The sequence below is a fragment of the Lactobacillus sp. ESL0679 genome (genome assembly GCF_029433515.1).
GTDB lineage: Bacteria > Bacillota > Bacilli > Lactobacillales > Lactobacillaceae > Lactobacillus.
In genome coordinates this window covers 178335-199047 of the sequence record NZ_JAQTIG010000001.1, presented here as the reverse complement: position 1 = coordinate 199047, position 20713 = coordinate 178335, and the positions used below count along the sequence as shown (strand labels likewise).

Here is a 20713-nt window from a genome sequence, read left to right as displayed (position 1 = left end):
TAAATAATGAATAAAAAAATTAGAAATGAAATTGAGCATCAACGCTTTTCAATTCGTAAATTATCTATTGGTGTTACATCAGTTTTATTAGGGATAGCTTTTTTAAGTTGTAGCGGGCAAAATGCTAAAGCTGACACAGTGAATAGTTCTCAAATTACCACAAATAACAATAAGCAATCGAATTTATCAAATTATAATGATTTAAATAAATTTTTTAAGTCGAATACTAATAATTCTGAAGCTACTAATAATAGATCAGAATCGGACAAATCGAGTGTACAATCTGCAATTACTGATAATAATTCAACTCCATCGGCTGATGATTTAATCTCAAATAATAAACCTAAAGTTAGTTCAACGTCAGTAATTGATGGAACAATACAAAAAGATAAAACTGAACAAAAGCAAGATGTCGCTCCAATAACTACTAATAAAGTAGCTGATCAAGATTTGCCAACAGACACTCATATTGCAACGGTTAATAATTGGAGTGAATTTTCTGGAGCAATGCAGGATAATACTGTCTCAGAAATTGATTTGGCTCATGACATTGTTGCTGAAAATAATGATTTTAAGTTTAATCCACGAAACTTAGTGATTAGATCTGTGGGTAGGGTAGAACATGTACTTGATTTGCAAAGTAAAAATTTTGTTCCACAAAATCAAAGTACTTCTTTTAATTTAACTTTTCAGAATTTAAAGATATATACTTCTGCTCGTGATGGATTACTAGATTTAACTAAATCTGGTGCGGATACTATTACTTTTAAAGATGTTGATTTTGTTGGTACCAGAATGGTTAGTGGATATGGCAATATTAATGTTATATTTGAAGGTATTAATACTGCTCGAGGAATTAATAATGGTTATATTAGTCCGCTAACTGGTAAGACAATTAATTCTAATGGGGCTGACCTTGTTAACCCATTAATTGCTTTAGTAGGTTCTAATTCTTCTGTAATTTTTAATTCTGGTACTTTTACTGGTACTAGCTATAATGGTGATGTTATTTCACTAGATGGCGGGAACAATAATATAACTGTTAATTCTGGTGCAACTGCTAATCTTATTCCGGTTGGTATAAGAGATGTAGGTAATCAAAATTTAAATGTAGATTATCGTAAAAATGCAATTGAAATGGGTAATCAGGGCAACTTGACAGTTCTAGGTAATTTGAATATTATCATTGGTCAAAATGGATTTTTAGGAACGCCGGATCAATTTCAAGCAGCTGCTATTGAGATTGAACATATGGATTCAAACTTTGTAGTTGGTGAAGGCGGTAATGTGAATATTACTACCAATGGTGACATTAGTAACTCAAGTTGGGGTGATAACTGGGCTACTGGATTAAGAGATACTTTGGTTTATGATCGCGGTAATTTTAGTGTTGCTTCTAATGGCTCATTTACAGTAACGGGCAATAATATGGGTATTTATTCAGGTACTTTAGTAGGTATTTTTAATAATGCCAAAATAGACAATGGTACATTTATTGTAAAGTTGGCTCATGATTCTACTTCTGCTGGTACTGGTGCGATTACATTAGTTAATGCTCCGCTTACTTCTTTTGAGGTTCAAAATCCAAAAGAAGTTTTGTTAGATGCACGTGCTAATAAGAATGACCAGACTAATTTAATCGGTATTAATAAGATGACTATTACTAACGCAACTCAAGTTCATCCGACAGATGGTTCTGCACAATCATTTAAAGATGCGTTAATTTTATCAAATAGTAGTGGTAATTTTAGTGAGGATTCATATATTACTGGTGATACTCCTGAAGATACGCAGGCATGGGATCTATGGTTGTATCAATATAATAATCCTAAAAGTGAAGTTTATGCTAATGAGCATAATTATCTTGACTTTGTGTCAACTGATGACGTAATTAACAATAATCTTCAACAAGCTTTAGATGATGCTAAGGCAGCTCTACAACGTGCACATGATACAGCAGTTAAAAAATTGGCAAATGGTGCTAATACTCAAGCTGTTGATAATTCTTTGACTACCGCTTTAGGACAATTAAGTGGAAAAACAGTTGAAGATATTCAAAATTCTGAAATTTTAGGAGAAAAGATTATTGGTAAGGGTGCTGTTCGTAGTGCCGTCGATACTGTTACGCCTAAGATTGACAATTTACATGATGCTGATAATGTATTACTTTCGGATGCCGAAAAACAGGCAATTAAGAATCAAGTTAAAGCAGATGCTGATGCAGCAGTTGCCAGTGGTAAGGGCACTATTGATATTGCAAGTGATACAGTAAGTATTACTGCTGCGCGTGATAAAGCAATTGATAATATCTATGCTGATGTGACAGATCAAAATCGGATTAATACCATTATTGATAACGATCCAACTGCTAGTCTTGAGGTTGAAAAACGAAAGGCAAAGCAACGTTTGCAAGCTGAACATGATCAAGATATTAAGGATTATTATGATCCATCTTTAAAGCCAGATTTTGATGTTGCGCTTTCTTCAGGTGAAAAAAATATTGATAATGCAGCAAATAAACAACAAATTACGATTGCTGAAACTAATGGTATGAATGCCTTAAATCAAGTGATGATTGATTATAAAAACAAGCAATTGGATAAAATTTTGGCTGATTATTCACCAGTAAAGGCTTCCGCAGAGGCTATTTCAGATTTAAATACTACACAAACAGCAAGTTTAAGTAAGATAGTTGCACAGTTTGTTTCATATAAGAATGATGTAGAGGAGGCTGAAGGACAAGATAATATTCAAAAATCTGTTAATAGTGCAGAAAGTTATATTTCAATTATAAAAGCTGTAGTTCAGCAAATTACTAAACTACAACAATATACGCAGAATGCTATTAGTACAGATCCAAGTAAAGCTAGGGCGTATAAAATGGCGCTTAATGTTGGAATTAATTCAATATTAGCATTAGTACCAATATCTAATTAGTAATTACTCTTTTTTCTGACTAAATATACTATATACAACTTTTAAAAAATAAAAACTATATAATAATTCTCTCTTTTTGAAGATAAAAAATAATATCATTTTCCCTTTATAATGCACTTTAAGCAATTATGCTTAAAGTGTTTTCTTTTAATACGACATTTTTATCTTCTAAGTTAATTCTAGTAACTATATTAGCAAAGTTGTAATAACATAGGCTGTTAGTTGGATCTGTTTAATTCTGCAATTAGTTTTTCTTACTTAGTAATTGGAATATTTAGACGTAGTTGCATTAAGAATAGCCTGCCAATTGCGTTTACAAGTCATAATCGTAGTAGGGAACAATTAACTTCTTTTGCTGCGTAAAGCTTGAAGGTAACATGACTTTCAAAAGAGAGATGTTTGCTTTTCAGATGACGAGATATGGCAGAATGTAAAGGGTTTATTGGTAATTTCTTTCTATAATTTTTATAGTAATTACATTTTAACAAGGAAGTCCAATGGTTTTTTAATTTTTAATGAACTTAAATGTTCAACTTTGTGATAATTTTAAACAGGTGAAAATTTGATATATTAGTACTAGTTGAATTAATAATTAAATGTAAAGAAAAAGTAGCAAAAAATTTTTATATTTTTTGCTACTGAATAATTTATTAATCTAACAAATCATACTTCAAGGTCATCAAACCGTGACCTTCATCAACCATGTTGCCAAGGAGTTCAATTGTATTGTTGTAAACTTGGTCAGCCATCTTTTGGTTAGCTTCTACGAGCAAGTCCTCTAACTCTTGACCAGATAAGTCTTTAGCCTTTTTGTCAGTTTGGTGTTGGATAAAGTGACATTCTGACTGTGACTTTTGTTCAAAGTCAGCTTCTAACTCGCCATAAACCTTAAAGTTGGTGTCGCCGAGTTGAGCTGTCAACTTGTTCAACCAGAAAATCTTGTTCAAGTCAAACTTAGCACCAGTTTGGTAGCTAGCAGGAGTGGTTGAAACATTGGTGTAGAATGGCACCATGCAGTTGAAGCTGTTTGGTCCAAAGGCAAGCCATTGAACACCGGCAAATTCGGCAGGAACGTCATTTCTAACTTGCAAAATATGAGTTTCAAAGTTACGGTTAAGTGCGATTGACCGGAAAGATTTCTTTTCGGTATCAGTACCAGTACCATAAGGATCGTATGGCGTGTCTTGGTAGTGAGAACTCTCAACCCATTCAATGTCTTCAATACTAATCTTGCGGTTAGCATGGCAGATGAATGGTTGGTCTTGATCGCTTGGTTGACCGCCAAACTCTGGATCAAAGTAGTTGTGAACAAACCATGCACGTGGATTGTTGTAATGTGCGTCCTTGATAGTTGAACTACCAAAGATGTGACGCATGTTGTAGCCTTCACGATCAGGATTTAAGTGGTATTCAGCGATTAAGTCTTTCAAGTCAGAAGAAGCCATGAAGCCATCTTGATCAAAGTGAAATTCGTCAATGTTTAACCGGTTAGGAGCAATCACGTAAGCATCGTCAGGAATACGACGTGCAATCCAGTGGTGACCGCCGATAGTTTCTAAGTACCAAATTTCATCTTTGTCGGCAAAAGCCATGCCGTTCATTTCGTAAGTGCCATATTTTTCCAATAAATAACTGACACGCTTAACACCATCAAGAGCTGAATGAAGGTATGGCAATGTCAAAGTGACAAAGTCTTCTTCGCCAAGGCCACCTTCTGCAGTTAATGGGTCAATCCCTTGAATCCGGGAATTAGTGGTGATGGTTTCAGTAGCCGTCATGGCAACGTTGTCTGAATTAATTCCGGCAGCTGCCCAAATGCCGCTTTCGCCTGACACGTCAGGAGCGCTAGTGTAGCGTAATGGGTTAGTTGGCAAGTCGTCATCGTCAATCTTTTGGTGACTGATGACACTCTCGTAGTGCTTAGGTTGCTTGTCTGGTGTAATAACTTCAAATCCTTCAGGAATAATGGTTCTACCGCCATCTTCGCTACGCGCGATCATGGTTGAACCATCGAGTGAAGCATCTTTACCAACTAAAATTGTGGTACATTCTGTTTGTTTCATAAATAAGTCCTTTCTGTTTGCTTTAACTACTATTGTATTAAAAGAAGGCTGGGTCTGGCAATCTAAAAAGATAATAATTTCATGATAATTGTCTAGTTTGCGATGCTTTTTGTTCTAAATTAATTATAGTAAAGGATAAAAATTTATTATTTACAAAAGTTGTCACTGACTGGTGAAACAGGAGGGTTGGCAGCGACAATTAATGTGCTATAATGAAAAAGAAAAGGAGTTCTACTGGTAATAGAACTCCTTACAGAAACCGCGTAAGACGGTAGCAAACTTATAGATTTACGAGTAAATCGCTAGCTGGCTAGAGCTAAGGCGATTTATTTTTTTGACTGATTTTTAATCAGTTCAACAATTAATGCAATCAAGGCGACAATGAAAGTGCTATTTGCCAATATAAATTAGTGTAGTTGGAAGACAATTAAATACAATTAATGTGTTATAATAAAAAAGAAAAGGAGTTCTACCAGTAATAGAACTCCTTACAGAAACCGCATCAGGCGGTAGCTTGTTAGTTTAATTATAAAGATTATAAATCGCTAGCTTCACTAGAGCCAAGGCGATTTATTTTTTTGACTGATTTTTAATCAGTTCAACAATTAATGTAATCAAGGCAACAATAAAAGTGCCAAAAGAAAGCATTAATTGAATAGCGTCTGCAGTAGACACTGGAGCTACCTCCTTTCATCAGAATTTTGAAGTGCAGGTGTTTAATCACCATAAGCACCACTTCCTTTGAAAGAAAATAGCTACCGCCTTAGCTTTTCTGTAATAATATTATAACAAAAGCAAGCATAGATTTTAATAGCTGGTAACATTTTGGCATTAATTTCTATTACTATAAAAGAGAGAACTATTTAACAATCTAAATAGTTCTCTCTTTTTATGTACTAAATATTGTTTTGCAAGTAAACCTCAAGTTCATGGCTGTATGCGTCCATGCCATTTAACTTGGTTATTTTGATAATTTCTTGACAGTTTTCTAGATAAGATTCTTCTGGTTTTTTATGATATGCAAGGATGTTTTTAGACAGCAAAATTCCTATTTTGTAGAAGCAGTTATCGGGCCTAGTATTAATTTTATCAGCACACGAGATGAAATAGGCAGCATCTTGATAATTTTGGCTTTCGACACATAGAAAGGTAATATTAGCTAAAATTACTATTAATGAAGCTTGAATATCAATTTCATTAATATTCAAAAACTTGTTAAGAATTTTTTTGACGATAGCAATATTTTGATCGAGTTCAAATAGTGGGATTAGATTGCGATAAATAGTTAAGTAGTCCTTACTCAGAAATTTTGTGTTTAAAAACTTTTCTTTCAGATAGCTACGACTTTTTTCATCTAAGCTATCAAAATCGTTATTTACTAACGCAATATAGGCATTAATCAAGGCTATTTGTTCTTCTTGATTAGGATAATTACTACTAATTATTTTATCTGCGATTTGTTTTAATTTAGACTTTGAATTTTGATAAAAAGCATTAGTAATCAAAGTTTTTAGTTGAGTTTCTTGATGATACTGGGAGCGATCAACTTCATTTAGTTTGGTAAAAAAATCAACGGTTGGGATGTGATTGTAGTGAAGTAGGTCAAGTAGATCATTTGCTGATAGGTGACTTTTTCCTTGTTCTACTTTGGTATAAAACGAGCGGCTGACGATATTACCAACCCAACTCTGTTGGGACTTATGTTGAATAAGGCGATACTTTTTTAGTAGTTCATAGATTTCCATTGCTAGCCTCTTTCTAGTTTTATGTAAGCGATTTATAAATAAATTTTAAACTATTAATCGTTTTTTGAAAAATAAAAATTTTATGTTTGAATGTGAAAATATGAACCATTGAACAATAATTGAAAAAGATTTGTTATAACAAAATTAAAGAATGAAAAAACTATTTTAACAGTCACGCATGATAAAGAAATTGCTATGCAGCACGATCAAATATTAATGCTTGTTAAAGGAATATATAAGAGAAATCGATTAGGAGAAAATATTTATGGGTTTTTGGATAATGATAATTTCTTGTTTGATAGGTTTAATTTTTATTATTTTGAGTTTATCAAAGAAGTTGTCGAAAAAGACTGAATGCTTATTATTAGTTTGTGGCATTATATTTATATTGTTTGCTATATTTTTAGCTACTCCACAAGGTGCGGAATTTTTGTCACTATTGTAATATTACATTCGATACTTGCTCAAAAGACCAACCAATTTTGAATAATATAATAAAAGGAGCTACTTCAATTCGAAGTAGCTCCTTTTTAGGCGCAAGTAAGTATTTCCAAGGGCAAGAAAACTTACCTACATTATCAAAGATTATTGTTTACTGGCACCGCCTCCTTTAAGTAATAGGTTTAGAATAGTTGCCGATAAGCTGGTAATCACAATCCCATTTGAAAGAAAGAGTTGAATTGTTTGGGGTAAATTTTGAAAAATCTGTGGATAGATTGTGACACCAAGACCTAAGCCAATTGAAATTGCAATAATTAAAACATTATTGTTGTCGCTGAGGTCGACTTTGATTAGGGTTTTAATTCCTTGTACAGCAATCATGGTAAACATGACAAGCATGGCTCCGCCTAAAACGGGGGTAGGGATAATGGTTACTAACGCGCCGATTTTTGGTAGCAAACCCATTGCCATTAAGAGTCCTGCTGCCCAATAGATTGGGCGTTTGGTTTTAATCCCAGATAATTGCAGTAAGCCGACGTTTTGCGAGAAAGTCGTATAAGGAAATGCATTGAACAGTCCCCCACAAATTTGTGCTAAGCCTTCTGCACGGTAGCCCTTTTTCAAGTCGTCCTCAGTAACGTTGTGGTGAATCAGGTCGCCAGTCGCAAAGAACACGCCTGTGGATTCAACCATTGAAACTAGTGCGATGATAATCATCGTCATGCTGGAAGACCACTCAAAGTGAGGCACGCCGAAGTAAAATAATTGTGGTAAATGGAACCATGAAGCCTGCAAAACTGGCGCAAAAGATACAAGGCCCATGAAAGCGGCAATAATCGTACCGATAATTAGTCCAATCAGGACAGAAATCGAATGCAAGAAGCCCTTGGCCCAGATTTCAAACGCTAAGATAATGAACATGGTGCCAAAGCCTAGCAGCAAGTTTTGCCAATTGCCGAAGTTTTTTGAACTACTATTGCCGCCGCCCATGTTTTGCACAGCAACTGGAATTAAGGTTAAGCCGATTGTCGTGATTAACGTACCGGTGACAACTGGGGGGAAGAACTTCTTGATTTTAGCGAAAATACTAGAAATCAAAATTACGAAAATACCAGCCACAATGATGGCACCGTACATGTCATTAATCGAAAACTTCTGTCCAATCATCTGCAAAGGAGCTACGGCTTGAATGGCGCAACCCAAAATGACGGGAAAGCCGATGCCAAAGTACTTGTTACGCAATAATTGAAGCAAGGTGGCCAAGCCGCACATGAAAATATCAATTGAAACTAGATAAGTCATTTGGCTAGCAGAGAACTTTAATGCACTACCGATTAATAACGGCACGGCGACAGCGCCGGAATACATCGCAAGTAAGTGTTGTAAGCCTAAGATAGCAGCTTTTTGTTGGCTGACTTCTTTTTGCACCATTATTCTTCACCCGCAAAATGTACTTTTTCGTCTTTTAAGCTCGTAATATTGGCTAAAGCTTCTAAGCGATAATTGTGATCTTGAATCCAATCGCTACCACCCTGAAAGGTTTTGGCAACGACCACACCAACGCCGGCAATCTTTGCATGAGCTTGCTCGGCAATATTAATCATGCCCTTAACAGCCTCACCATGAGCTAAAAAGTCGTCGATAATTAGCAGTGTGTCGTTTTCACTCAGGAATTTTTGCTCGACACAGATCTTGTTAGTGATCTTTTTGGTGTAAGAAAAGACGTCGGCCCAGTAAACCGCATCATTAAGTGTCGACGGCTTCTTCTTGCGGGCAAATACCATCGGTACGCGCAATTCAAAAGCAGCCATAATCCCCGGGGCAATACCGGAAGCCTCACAAGTCAAGACTTTGGTAATGCCATTATCTTGAAAGCGTCGGGCAAATTCTTGCCCGCAGGCAATCATCAATTCAGGATCAACTTGATGATTCAAAAACGAGTTGATTTTCAGGACATTTCCGGGCAAAACTTTACCATCACGTCTAATGCGGTCTTCTAGTAACTTCACGTTTTCCTCCTTGAAAAAAATAAGGGCCTCTTCTACCAAAACTATGGTAAAAGAAGCCCTTAAAAAGTAGTCAGTGCGACCACTAAAAGATGCTGCTCAATCCATAGTTCAGAATTTCGGTTCTGAGTAGAAACTGTCGACCTGATTACGACAATATACAGATTAATATTTATGTGTTGAATGAATTCTAACAGAGATGAGCAGTGCATGCAAGAATAAATTTTATTTAAAAAGCGAATTATTATTGGCATATATAGGATATAATTCGCTTTTAAAAATATTTTGGGAAGAAAATGGTTGACCGCAATCATAATTCCTAGTATGGTTTAACTAAATTTAAAGTATAGTTTTACAAAGGATTTGGGGATGGCCGTGAACAAAAATATCAGTGATTTTGATGAAATTATTGTTTTAGATTTTGGTAGTCAATATAATCAATTAATTACGCGGCGATTGCGTGATTTTGGTATTTATTCGGAATTATTGCCACACGATATTAGTATGGCAGAAATCAAAAAAATTGCTCCTAAGGGCATAATCTTTTCTGGTGGGCCGAATAGCATTTATGCCGAAGAGGCGCTGAAAGTTGACCCCGAGATTTTTAAATTAGGGATTCCTATTTTGGGCATTTGCTACGGGATGCAACTGATGTCATATTACTTGGGCGGCAAGGTAGAGCCGGCCGATAATTCGGAATATGGGCGTGCCGATATTAAGGTTGAAGCTCCTGATTCTGTCTTGTTTAGTGGTCTGCCAAAGGATGAATATGTTTGGATGAGTCATGGCGACTTGGTAACTAAGGAACCTGATGGCTTTACGACAGTTGCTTCTAGTAAAAATTGCCCGATTTCTGCAATTGCGAACAATTCGGCTAAATTCTACGGTATCCAATTTCACGCTGAGGTGCGCAACACCCAGTATGGCTTGGATATTTTAAAAAATTTTGCCTTCAAGGTTTGCAAGGCCAAGTCTGATTGGTCAATGACTGACTTTATCGAAATGAAGATTGCTGATATTCGTGCAGAGGTTGGCGATAAAAAGGTGATTTTGGGTTTGTCTGGTGGTGTTGACTCCAGCGTGACGGCAACCTTATTGCACAAGGCAATCGGCGACCAAATGACAGCAATTTTTGTTGATCATGGCATGCTCCGGAAGAACGAGGGCGATGAAGTTATGGCAGCTCTTAGCCGTGACTTAGGTGTGAACATTGTTCGCGTTAATGCCAAAGATCGCTTTTTGAATAAATTGCGGGGTGTTACTGACCCAGAACAAAAGCGTAAAATCATCGGCAAGGAGTTCATCGAGGTTTTCAATGAAGAAGCTCAAAAAATCCCTGATGCTGACTTTTTAGCTCAAGGAACACTCTATACTGATGTGATTGAGAGTGGCACTAACACTGCACAAACTATAAAGTCACACCATAATGTTGGTGGCTTGCCGAAAAATATGCACTTTAAGCTGATTGAGCCTTTGCGCAAATTGTTTAAGGATGAAGTGCGTGAACTAGGTGAAAAGTTGGGAATCCCGCATGATTTGGTTTGGCGGCAACCGTTCCCAGGTCCAGGACTTGGGATTCGCGTTTTAGGTGAAGTAACCGAGGATAAGTTGGCCTTGGTACGTGAGAGTGATGCCATTTTACGAGACGAAATCAAAAAGGCTGGTTTGCAAGAAAAGGTTTGGCAGTACTTTACTGTTTTGCCCGGCATCAAGTCAGTTGGCGTGATGGGTGATGGTCGCACTTATGACTACACGATTGGCATTCGTGCCGTAACCTCGATTGATGGCATGACCGCAGATTTTGCCCGTTTGCCGTGGGATGTTTTGCAAAAAATTTCCACGCGCATTGTCGATGAGGTGCCGAACATTAATCGCGTCGTCTATGATGTCACGAGTAAGCCACCTTCAACAATTGAATGGGAATAATATTTAATAGCTAGAACCCACTATTTAACCTAAGTTTAATAGTGGTTCTTTTCTTGGAATCTGAATAATTTTATTAGGGAAAGTCAACTTATTTAAATATTTGTTGACTTTTTTAGTTTGCAATAATATTATATGAAATATAATATAGAGAGGAGAAACAATATGGCAATTCAAATACCAACACGATTACTTGATGGTGCTGTTCTTTCTTTTTTAAAAGATGAAGATTTATATGGATACGCATTGACACAGAAGGTTCAAGGAACATTCGATATTTCTGAATCAACAATCTATCCTGTCTTAAGACGATTGAAGAAAAACGGCTATCTGACAACTTATGATCAGCCATATCAGGGCCGTAATCGGCGCTATTATCAATTGACGGAAACTGGTTTGACCTTATTAGCAGCTGTGCAAAAAGAATGGCTAAACTTTAGCACAAAGGTTAATCAAATATTGGGAGAGAAAAATGGAACAAATAATTAATGACTACATTTTGGAAGTAGAAGAAAATTTGTCATCCTTGCCTCTTGGAGATCGCAATGATGTGTTGGAATTTTACCGTGAGTTCTTGCTAGATGGTGATTTTCACAATCGTGCTGCAATTGAAAAAGAATTAGGTACTCCGCAACAGTTGGCACGCAAGATTGTGGCTGATTACGTCATCAACGATCAGCCTGAAACTGAGGCAACTGATAGAGCAGAAGATACTGCATCTTCTTCACAAAGCCTGCACACAATTTGGCGCATTTTTGTTGGTATTTGTGCCATTCCAACGGGAATAATCATCGGCATTACTTTAACCGCAATTTTTCTTGGATTGTTCTGTGCATTTCTTGGAATTTTGGTTGGCTTTATCGGTTTAGCTCTAGGTCTGCTAGTTGGTGGTGTGGTAGGAATTGTTATTGGCTTGAATTTGCTGGTTGCGAGTTCTTGGGCTCCAGGTTTCTTTTATTTAGGAGCAGGCTTGATTGTTCTCAGCATTTGTCTGTTTATTGTTCCAGCAATTATCCAAACTTTGCGCTTTTTAGCTGCTAAATGTGCACAATTTGCACGCTTTTTAGGTAGAAAAATCTTTAAAAAACGCTATTACCAGACTAAGACGGATAAGGAGGCCAAATGATGAAACGATTTTATAAAATAGGAGCTGCAACTTTAATAATTGGCTTGATTTTAATAATTGTGGGTTATGTTAATGATGGGATGCAGCCAGTTGTTGGGACAGATTTAACCAACTTTCAAGTGCTTGATGCCAAGACCTTTTCACATGAACGGACTTTATCCTATAAGAAATTTAGTCAGGTTGAACTAAATACTGACGAAGTCGATTATCGGATCCATCGCGGCAATAAGTATCAGGTCAAAATTACAGATAATCAGAAAAAACAAGTAGTAGTTAAAAAGCAAAAGGGAAAACTGATTTTTGTGGAAAATAATCAGAATTATTTAATCAATCTTGATTGGAAATTTAGTGAGCAACATCCTAAAGTTGAGATTACAGTACCAACTAAGTCAGCATTGACTAAAATTGAAGATAATACAAGTTATAGTAGTTTAAAAATTGATGGCTTGAATTTGCAAAACTTAATTGTTGGAGAGGCAGATTACAATGGTCAAGATGATTTGCAACTGCATAATTTACAGGTAAAACAAGTACGAATTAGTGACGATATGGCCGATATTGATGTTGATAACTGTACTTTTATTAAGAGCAATATTAATACAGATGCCTGCAATTTAGAATTAAATAAGTTAGTTGTAAAAAAGCAAATAATAGTTCATGCACTTGGTGGCTTTGAAGCTTACTCATCAGAATTTCACCATAGCAAAATTTATGCTAAGGAAGGTCCTGTTACAATAAACAAGAGTATTGTTGACACAATGAAATTTTCTTTGGATCAGGTAGACCTAAAGATGTCACGCAATAAATTTACTGGTAAAAATACTTTTGGTCTCAAGCAGAGCTCATTAATAATGAAACATAATCCGGCAAATATTAACTATGATTTATTGACAACCGGTGAAGGACGAATTAAATTCCGTGGCAAGAAGGTTCATCGCAACTCGGCTAACTATACTAAATTTAATAAGAAAGTGGCTAACCCAGTTGGAACTATTAAAGCTGAAGCTAGTGGTGATGATATTGTAATTAAATAGCAAAAAAAGCTAAAAACTTCACGTTTTTAGCCTTTTTTATTTATTTTAAATTGCTCTTTTCTACCCAAAGATACACTGGACAACCAGTTAGCGTCAGTAAAATACCTATCAGTGCTAACAGCGGTTGAGTTAATGTTGTGTTAATTACAATGAACAAGGCACCGATAATAGCGAGAATTGGTGGCCACGGAAAGAGGGGAATTTTGTATGGTCGTATTAATTCCGGTTGGCGTTGGCGTAGAATAAAAACGCCAATAAATAACAGAATTGAAAAAATCCACGAAACATAAACTAGCATGTCGGTTAAGCTGTCAAAAGTTCCCGAAAAGATCATGACGGCAGCAATTGCGCATTCAAAGAGCATACTGTTGGTGGGCACAACTGTCCTACGATTTAATTTGCCAAAAAATTGGGCTGCTGGCAACTTCTCTTGCCGTCCTAAAGTGTACGGCATTCTGGAACCGACCATGAGGTGACCGTTAATGGCACCAAAGACTGATACCAGAATGCCAATGCTGATAATTAAACCGCCCAAGTTACCAAAAAGATGTTGTGCTGTCAGTAGCGCGGCTGCCTGGTTACCAGTGATTTTTGCCCACGGCACGATGCGAACATAGCTCCAATTGAGTAGGGTATAAACAATAGTCACTCCAAACACGCCCCAAGTAATAGCACGGGACAGGGTTTTGGCCGGATTTTTAATTTCACCTGCTAGATTGCCGATGCTTAACCAACCGTCATAAGCAAAAAGCACGGCCAGCAGAGCTTGACCAAAGGCAGCACCATTAGCAGAGTTCAAGTGCGGCAATGGTGCGCCAGCTAATTGATTGGTGCTACTGCTAAAGATCGCAAAGATGATGATTGCGGCAATTGGTAATAGCTTGATTATTAGCGCCAGTTTCTGGACTTCGCTACTTAATTTGGAACCCAGCCAATTGACTAGCAGGATAACTAGCATGACGATCATAGCCACGCCAGTAGTAGAAAAATTACTAAAATTCGGGATTTGTTTTAACTGCGTCGCAAACACAATTGAAAGGGCAGCAATATTGGCCGGATAATAAACGATGATCAGCGACCAGCCAAAGAGAAAGGCAATTTTAGGGCCATAAATTTCTTGTAAATATTTAACTGGGCCGCCGTCTTCTGGAAAAATCGCGGCAAGTTCGGCCACGCTGAGTCCAGCCATTAGGGTAATGAATCCGGCTAGGGGCCAAACAAGGATACTTAACCAAGCGTTATGAGTTAATGCCGAAACGCTGGCGATTTTGAAAAAGACGCCGCCACCAATCATGGTGCCCATGACGGTTGCCAGTGCGGCGGATAATGTGAGTTGTCTTTTCATAATTACGTCCTTACTAATTTAAAGTAACTTCAACATTATATGGTAAACAGCGTTAAAAAACTAAGATTGCGGTTCGTGAACGTTTGTAATAATTTTCTTTAGCACATTTGAAAGCAATTACAAGTATGATATTATTTTGATAGAAGCAAATTAGTTAAAATGCTTTGGCAGTTTGTTAAAAGGAGAACAAAATGAATAAAGTTACTGTTATCGGCAGTATTAACCTTGATACCAACCTGCGTGTTGAGCGGATGGTTAAGCCGGGGGAAACAATCCATGCTAAGGAACACTATTCAGCAGCTGGTGGCAAGGGTGCTAATCAGGCAGTTGCAGCAGCACGGTCTGGCTGTACGACTAGCTTTATTGGGGCTGTTGGTGATGATGCGCCAGGAACTGAAATGTTAGACTTGCTCAAGCAAGAGGGGATTGATGTTTCTGGAATTGCAACAATTAAGGATGAGTCAACGGGCCAAGCCTTTATTTCAGTTGATGATGAGGGGCAGAACTCGATTACGATTTATGCCGGTGCCAATTACGCGTTTAACGCTGATGCAATTGCGCAAAAGAGCGCGCTGATTACGGATAGTGATTTTGTCATTGCCCAGTTTGAAACGCCGATTGGGGCAACAATTAAGGGCTTTGAAATCGCTCGTGCTCACGGTGTTAAAACGATTTTAAATCCAGCACCAGCAATGGCTAAGATTCCAGTGGAGTTACTGCAATTGACTGATATGATTGCGCCAAATGAAACTGAAGCGGCAACGATTACTGGCGTTCAAGTTGTTGATGAGGCTAGCGCTCGGCAAGCTGCTGGCAAATTACATGATCTTGGTGTAGAAGCGGTAATTATTACGATTGGTTCTAAAGGTGCCTTTTATGACTTTAACGGCCAGAGCGAGTTGGTTCCAGCCTTTAAAGTTAAGGCTGTCGATACAACCGCTGCCGGCGATACCTTTATCGGTGCCATGTCCAGCTTATTAAAACCGGACTTTTCTAACTTGCGTGAGGCGATTATCTTCGCTAACAAGGCTTCATCATTAACGGTTCAGCGTTATGGTGCCCAGCCATCAATTCCGTACAAGAAGGAAATCGACCAAGTTAAGTAATTTTAATAGTAGAAAGTAGTTTAAGATGAAAAAGACAAAAGTAATTAATTCAGATTTATCGCGAGTAATTGCAACGATGGGACATTTTGACAAGCTGGCAATTGGTGATGCTGGCACGCCTGTTCCTAAGGGCACAGAAAAGATTGACTTGGCCGTGACTAACGGCATCCCTAGCTTTATGGATGTGCTCAACAATGTTCTTGAAGAATTGGGCATTCAACGGATTTTTTTAGCTAGTGAAATTAAAACGGAAAATCCAGAAATGCTAGCACAAATTAAGAAACGCCTGCCAGATACGCCAATTGAATTTATTACGCATGAGGAATTAAAAGAAAGCTTAAATGATTGTAAGGCTTTTGTTAGAACTGGTGAAATGACGCCATTTGCGAATATTTTACTCGAAAGTAACGTTGTTTTTTAAAGCTAGGAGAAAAAAGTGAATACAACCGCATTATTAGTTGGTCTTGGTCCACTCTTGGGCTGGGGTTTGTTCCCGACAATCGCGTCCAAAATTGGTGGTAAACCTGCCAACCAAATTTTAGGTACTACATTAGGGACCTTCATTTTCGGCCTGGTTTATGCCTTTGTGGGAAGTTATGCTTTGCCTACTGGGACTGCACTGTTATTGTCAATTATTTCTGGAATTGGTTGGGCAAGTGCGCAGATTGTTACCTTTATGTCTTTTGGCTTGGTTGGCTCATCGCGGGCAATGCCAATTACAACGGCTTTCCAATTATTAGGTACGTCGTTATGGGGCGTGATTGCTTTGGGTAATTGGCCGGGCATCCTTGCCAAGATAGTTGGAACAATTGCTCTAGCAGCGATTATTCTTGGTGCCTACATGACAGTTTGGTCAGAAAAGAAAACCGCGCAGAAAGCCAGCTTGCTTAAAAAGGCTACTATTTGGCTATTGTTTGGCGAGATTGGGTATTGGGCCTACTCGGCAGCACCACAAGCTGCTCATATTGATGGTCAACACGCCTTTTTGCCGCAAGCAATCGGGATGCTGCTGACGGGGATTGTGTATGGCATCTATGTTGCCGTCAAACACAAAGAGGGGAATCCATTCACAGAGGTTGTTTCCTACAAGCAGATTTTTGCTGGCTTCTTCTTTGCCTTTGCTGCTTTAACCTACTTGATTTCAGCGCAGCCAAATATGAATGGTCTAGCAACAGGCTTTGTCTTGTCACAGACTTCGGTTATTTTAGCAACTCTAACTGGTATCTGGTTCTTAGGTCAGAAAAAGACCAAAAAAGAGATGGCCGTGACGATTGCTGGGTTAATCATTATTTTGGTTGCTGCTGCCGTAACGGAATTTATCTAATTAAATAAACCAGAATAAATTCATATTTAATAAAATGAAAATCACAATTCCTAGAGAGTTGTGTTTTTTTGTGTCCTAACGCAAACACGTGCGTTTGGGCAAGACTAAATAATTGACAAAAAGTAAGTACAAGGTTAGCATATAAGATACTTACAGATAATAAGTAAGAAAGGAATTAACACCATGCAAAAAGTACAAAACTGTCTCACTGAATGTTTACTTAAAATCAATGGCCACAGTCTGTTTTTGCAGTTAATTTCGCTTTAATGATAGTTAATAGTTGGAAGACTGCGAATTTAAATGTATTCGCAGTTTTTTGATAAAGGCCTGTTGATTTGCGTAATTGACAGGTTTTTTTGTTAGGAAGTGGGGTAAGAAATGAGCTGGCAGATTATAACGCAGAGTTTACCGATTTTTGGCAAAGCATTTGTGTTAACTCTTTGGCTGTCGCTGGTCGGAATTGTGGGCTCGATTATTGTCGGTATAATTAGCAGTTTGGTGCAATATTTTAAGGTGCCGGTGCTAGGCCAAATTATTACAGCTTATGTGGAATTGGCACGCAATACACCGCTATTAATTCAGTTGTTTTTCTTATATTATGCATTTCCCGTTTTGGGTTTAAAAATGTCGGCTGAAACATGCGGCATTATTGGACTAATCTTTTTGGGTGGTGCTTACATGGCAGAAGGCTTTACCGGTGGATTTACTGGTGTCAATGCTAATCAGATTGATAACGGCAAGGCTCTGGGAATGAATAAGTTACAGTTAGCACGCTATGTGGTTTTCCCACAAGGATTTGCCCTTAGCATGCCGGCATTGACTGCGAACATTATCTTTTTAATTAAAGAAACTTCAATTTTTTCGGTAATTGCTATTCCAGAGTTAACCAACACGGCATTAGACCTGATTGGAATGTATTACCGCTCTAACGAATACTTGTTAGTGTTAGTCATTGCTTACGCAATTATTTTAATTCCAGTTATTTTACTGCTCAATTATTTGGAAAGGAGGGTTCGTTATGGCACATTCGGCAATTAATGTTTTCTTCGCTGGGGACAACTTTGCACGGCTAATGCAGGGATTATGGACTTCGGTCTGGATTGCGGCAGTTAGCTTAGTAATAGGGCTAATACTAGGCACAGTTTTTGGTGTTTTAAGAACTATGCCTAATAAAATTGTGCGCTTTATTTTACGACTCTACCTTGAATTTTTCCGGATTGTACCAACAATTGTCTTATTGTATTTGGCCTACTACATCTTGCCGCGGCAGCTGCATATTAATTGGCCAGCTAGTTGGATGGCAGTATTGGCATTTGCCTTATGGGTCGCTGCGGAATTTAGTGATATTGTGCGCGGGGCAATCGAGTCCGTGCCGTTAACGCAGAAGGAGTCGGGGCTAGCACTGGGCTTAAGTCGAATGCAACTGTTTCGTTATGTCTTATTGCCGCAGGCATTCCAACTGGAACTGCCAGCAACCATTAACTTGGCAACACGTGTAATTAAGACAACTTCGCTATTGATGACAATCAGTATCATTGACGTGATTGCAGTTGGTCAACAAATTATCGAAGCTAACAACCAACAATATCCTAATGGCGTCTTTTGGATTTATGGCTTGATTTTTATTTTATATTTTGTAATCGACTATCCATTGTCAGCTTGGGCCAAGCGATTGGCTGCTAAAAAGTAGGTGAAACAAATGACGAAAGAAATTTTACGAGTTGAACATTTAAATAAATTTTATGGTGATTGGCAGGCCTTGCACGACATCAACTTTAAGTTGGAAGAAGGCGAAGTTCTGACCTTACTTGGGCCATCAGGTTCAGGTAAAAGTACCTTATTGCGGTGTCTTAATGGCCTTGAGCAATTTAATGAGGGTGCGATTTACTTTAAGGGCCAAAAGATTACGCCGACCGATCAGGAGTGGCAGAGTTTGCGCCAAAAGATTGGTATGGTCTTTCAGAGTTATGATTTGTTCCCTAATTTAACCGTGATGGACAATATTTTGCTGGCGCCAACCAAGGTGCAAAAGAGGCCAGCAGAAGCGGTCAAAGATGAAGCAATGCAGCTGTTAGAGCGTGTGGGCTTAATCAAGTACGTTGATGCTTACCCGCGTGAATTATCCGGTGGGCAAAAGCAGCGGATTGCGATCGTGCGGGCCTTGGCCATGCATCCAGAAATAATGCTCTTTGATGAAGTAACAGCCTCACTTGACCCAGAGATGGTGCGCGGCATTTTACAGATCATGACCGATTTAGCTAAAAAGGACCACATGACCATGATTATCGTGACGCACGAGATGAACTTTGCGGCGCAAATTGCCGATCAGGTCCTGTTTTTAGAAGACGGTAAAATCATCGAAAATACGCCGGGCAAGCAGTTCTTTACCAAGCCGCAAACTGACCGAGCACAAGAATTTTTAACAAGTATGGATTTTTAAGGAAAAATAATGAATAAGAATAGAACAAGAAACACAATTATCGGTGTGGTAGTTGTAGTAATTATTGCAATTGCAGCTTTCTTTGGTATCAAGTCAGCAAATAATCATACTGCCAGCAGTAATGATAGCAGCGTGACTGCCATTAAGAAACGCGGCGTATTGCGTGTTGCTGTCTTTGGCGATTTGCCACCGTATGGCTGGGTTAATGCTAAGGGTGAGCGCGTTGGTTATGACGTGCATCTGGCTCGGCAAATGGCAAAGGACATGGGCGTAAAAATTAAGTTTGTCCAAGTTAATGCGAACAACCGTGTAGACACACTGAATTCCAATAAAGCCGACTTGGTTTTGGCTAACTTTACAGTCACACCGGAACGTAAGCAGGTTGTTGATTATGCCAAGCCTTACATGAAGGTTTCTGTTGGGGTAATTTCACCTAAGAGTGCACCAATCACGAAGGCTAGCCAATTAACCGGCAAGAGTTTAATTGTTACTAAGGGGACCACTGCTGAAAATTACTTTACTAAAAAGAGCGGCATTAACTTATTGAAATTTGATTCCAAGACACAACAATTTAATGCGATTAAGAATAAGCGGGCAGCAGCTTTAGCTGATGATAACTCTTATCTTTATGCTTGGGTTAAGAAGAACCCGAGCTACACTGTGGGTATTAAGAATATCGGCCCGAACCAGTTTATTTCTCCGGCCGTTAAGAAGGGTAACAAGTCTTTATTAACTTGGACTAACAAGGAAATTACTAAGTTAAATGGACACAAATTCTTTGTGAATGATTATAATCAGGAATTAAAACCATACTTTGGTAGTGAAGTTAAGCCAAGTGACATTGTTTTGAACTAGTTCAAGTTCAAAAAAGATTAATGCTTGAATTTTATCGCTAAAAATGTTAGAGTAGTTAACGTTAATCGATTAATCTATGGCTTGAAATAAGGTCATGGCAAAAGGAGTAATAAACATGAAACAAGGCATTCATCCAGATTACCAAGAAGTTGTCTTTATGGACTCAGCTACAGGTGCTAAGTTCGTTGCAGGTTCAACTTTGAAGCCAACGGAAACAATAGAATACGAAGGTAAAACCTACCCATTAATTCGCGTTGAAATCACTTCAGATTCTCACCCATTCTACACAGGCAAGCAAAAGTTTGCTCAAGCAGATGGCCGGATCGAAAAGTTCAACAAGAAGTATGGTATGAACAACAAGTAATACC

At 38.0% G+C, this 20713-nt stretch carries 19 protein-coding genes and 1 riboswitch; of the genes, 13 read left to right on the top strand and 6 right to left on the bottom strand.

Annotated features, from left to right (window positions below; genetic code table 11):
- The first annotated feature begins 6 nt into the window (after positions 1-6).
- Positions 7-2937, top strand: coding sequence for a pectate lyase-like adhesive domain-containing protein (locus tag PT287_RS01095; RefSeq protein WP_277131934.1), 2931 nt, complete (start codon positions 7-9; stop codon positions 2935-2937).
- Positions 2938-3587: 650 nt separating this feature from the next.
- Here PT287_RS01095 and PT287_RS01090 read toward each other — a convergent pair.
- The 5 genes from PT287_RS01090 to PT287_RS01065 all read right to left on the bottom strand — a co-directional run bounded on the left by PT287_RS01090 (position 3588) and on the right by PT287_RS01065 (position 9195).
- The gene (locus tag PT287_RS01090; protein WP_277131932.1) at positions 3588-5000 is read right to left on the bottom strand and encodes a C69 family dipeptidase; all 1413 of its coding nucleotides are present in this window, start codon (positions 4998-5000) and stop codon (positions 3588-3590) included.
- A gap of 570 nt (positions 5001-5570) precedes the next feature.
- A complete protein-coding gene (locus PT287_RS01080) occupies positions 5571-5675 on the bottom strand; it encodes a putative holin-like toxin (protein ID WP_277131930.1) in 105 nt (34 codons plus the stop codon).
- A 221-nt stretch (positions 5676-5896) separates the two neighbouring features.
- Entirely contained in the window at positions 5897-6745 is an 849-nt protein-coding gene (locus tag PT287_RS01075) for a hypothetical protein (protein ID WP_277131929.1), read from the bottom strand.
- Positions 6746-7330: 585 nt separating this feature from the next.
- Positions 7331-8617 (bottom strand): nucleobase:cation symporter-2 family protein, encoded by a 1287-nt coding sequence (locus PT287_RS01070; RefSeq protein ID WP_277131927.1) that lies wholly within the window; start codon positions 8615-8617, stop codon positions 7331-7333.
- Positions 8617-9195, bottom strand: coding sequence for a xanthine phosphoribosyltransferase (locus PT287_RS01065; RefSeq protein WP_277131925.1), 579 nt, complete (start codon positions 9193-9195; stop codon positions 8617-8619). The genes PT287_RS01070 and PT287_RS01065 overlap by 1 nt, the downstream gene beginning before the upstream one ends.
- 84 nt (positions 9196-9279) lie before the next feature.
- Positions 9280-9376: riboswitch (purine riboswitch) on the bottom strand.
- A gap of 185 nt (positions 9377-9561) precedes the next feature.
- Here PT287_RS01065 and guaA point away from each other — a divergent pair.
- The 4 genes from guaA to PT287_RS01045 all read left to right on the top strand — a co-directional run bounded on the left by guaA (position 9562) and on the right by PT287_RS01045 (position 13275).
- Positions 9562-11118, top strand: a complete 1557-nt coding sequence (guaA, locus tag PT287_RS01060) for a glutamine-hydrolyzing GMP synthase (protein WP_277131923.1) — start codon at positions 9562-9564, stop codon at positions 11116-11118.
- 162 nt (positions 11119-11280) lie between these two features.
- Positions 11281-11604, top strand: coding sequence for a PadR family transcriptional regulator (locus PT287_RS01055; protein WP_277131922.1), 324 nt, complete (start codon positions 11281-11283; stop codon positions 11602-11604).
- Positions 11588-12241 (top strand): DUF1700 domain-containing protein, encoded by a 654-nt coding sequence (locus tag PT287_RS01050; RefSeq protein WP_277131920.1) that lies wholly within the window; start codon positions 11588-11590, stop codon positions 12239-12241. Before PT287_RS01055 ends, PT287_RS01050 begins: the two co-directional genes overlap by 17 nt.
- Positions 12241-13275, top strand: coding sequence for a DUF4097 family beta strand repeat-containing protein (locus PT287_RS01045; protein WP_277131918.1), 1035 nt, complete (start codon positions 12241-12243; stop codon positions 13273-13275). The genes PT287_RS01050 and PT287_RS01045 overlap by 1 nt, the downstream gene beginning before the upstream one ends.
- A 40-nt stretch (positions 13276-13315) precedes the next feature.
- Here PT287_RS01045 and PT287_RS01040 read toward each other — a convergent pair whose 3' ends face one another.
- Entirely contained in the window at positions 13316-14620 is a 1305-nt protein-coding gene (locus PT287_RS01040) for an amino acid permease (protein WP_277131916.1), read from the bottom strand.
- Positions 14621-14811: 191 nt separating this feature from the next.
- Here PT287_RS01040 and rbsK point away from each other — a divergent pair, with 191 nt between their 5' ends.
- The 8 genes from rbsK (at position 14812) to PT287_RS01000 (ending at position 20709) form a co-directional block, all read left to right on the top strand.
- Positions 14812-15726 (top strand): ribokinase, encoded by a 915-nt coding sequence (gene rbsK, locus PT287_RS01035; RefSeq protein ID WP_277131914.1) that lies wholly within the window; start codon positions 14812-14814, stop codon positions 15724-15726.
- Between the two features lie 25 nt (positions 15727-15751).
- Positions 15752-16147, top strand: coding sequence for a D-ribose pyranase (rbsD, locus tag PT287_RS01030; RefSeq protein WP_277131912.1), 396 nt, complete (start codon positions 15752-15754; stop codon positions 16145-16147).
- Between the two features lie 15 nt (positions 16148-16162).
- A complete protein-coding gene (locus PT287_RS01025; RefSeq protein WP_277131911.1) occupies positions 16163-17050 on the top strand; it encodes a GRP family sugar transporter in 888 nt (295 codons plus the stop codon).
- Positions 17051-17428: 378 nt separating this feature from the next.
- Positions 17429-18088 carry an amino acid ABC transporter permease gene (locus tag PT287_RS01020; RefSeq protein WP_277131910.1) on the top strand — a complete coding sequence of 220 codons (660 nt, stop codon included), beginning with the start codon at positions 17429-17431 and terminating at the stop codon, positions 18086-18088.
- Positions 18069-18740 (top strand): amino acid ABC transporter permease, encoded by a 672-nt coding sequence (locus PT287_RS01015; protein ID WP_277131909.1) that lies wholly within the window; start codon positions 18069-18071, stop codon positions 18738-18740. The genes PT287_RS01020 and PT287_RS01015 overlap by 20 nt, the downstream gene beginning before the upstream one ends.
- A gap of 9 nt (positions 18741-18749) precedes the next feature.
- Positions 18750-19490, top strand: a complete 741-nt coding sequence (locus tag PT287_RS01010) for an amino acid ABC transporter ATP-binding protein (protein ID WP_277131908.1) — start codon at positions 18750-18752, stop codon at positions 19488-19490.
- Positions 19491-19499: 9 nt separating this feature from the next.
- Entirely contained in the window at positions 19500-20345 is an 846-nt protein-coding gene (locus tag PT287_RS01005) for a transporter substrate-binding domain-containing protein (RefSeq protein ID WP_277131906.1), read from the top strand.
- 115 nt (positions 20346-20460) lie between these two features.
- Entirely contained in the window at positions 20461-20709 is a 249-nt protein-coding gene (locus PT287_RS01000; RefSeq protein ID WP_277131904.1) for a type B 50S ribosomal protein L31, read from the top strand.
- Positions 20710-20713 lie beyond the last annotated feature (4 nt).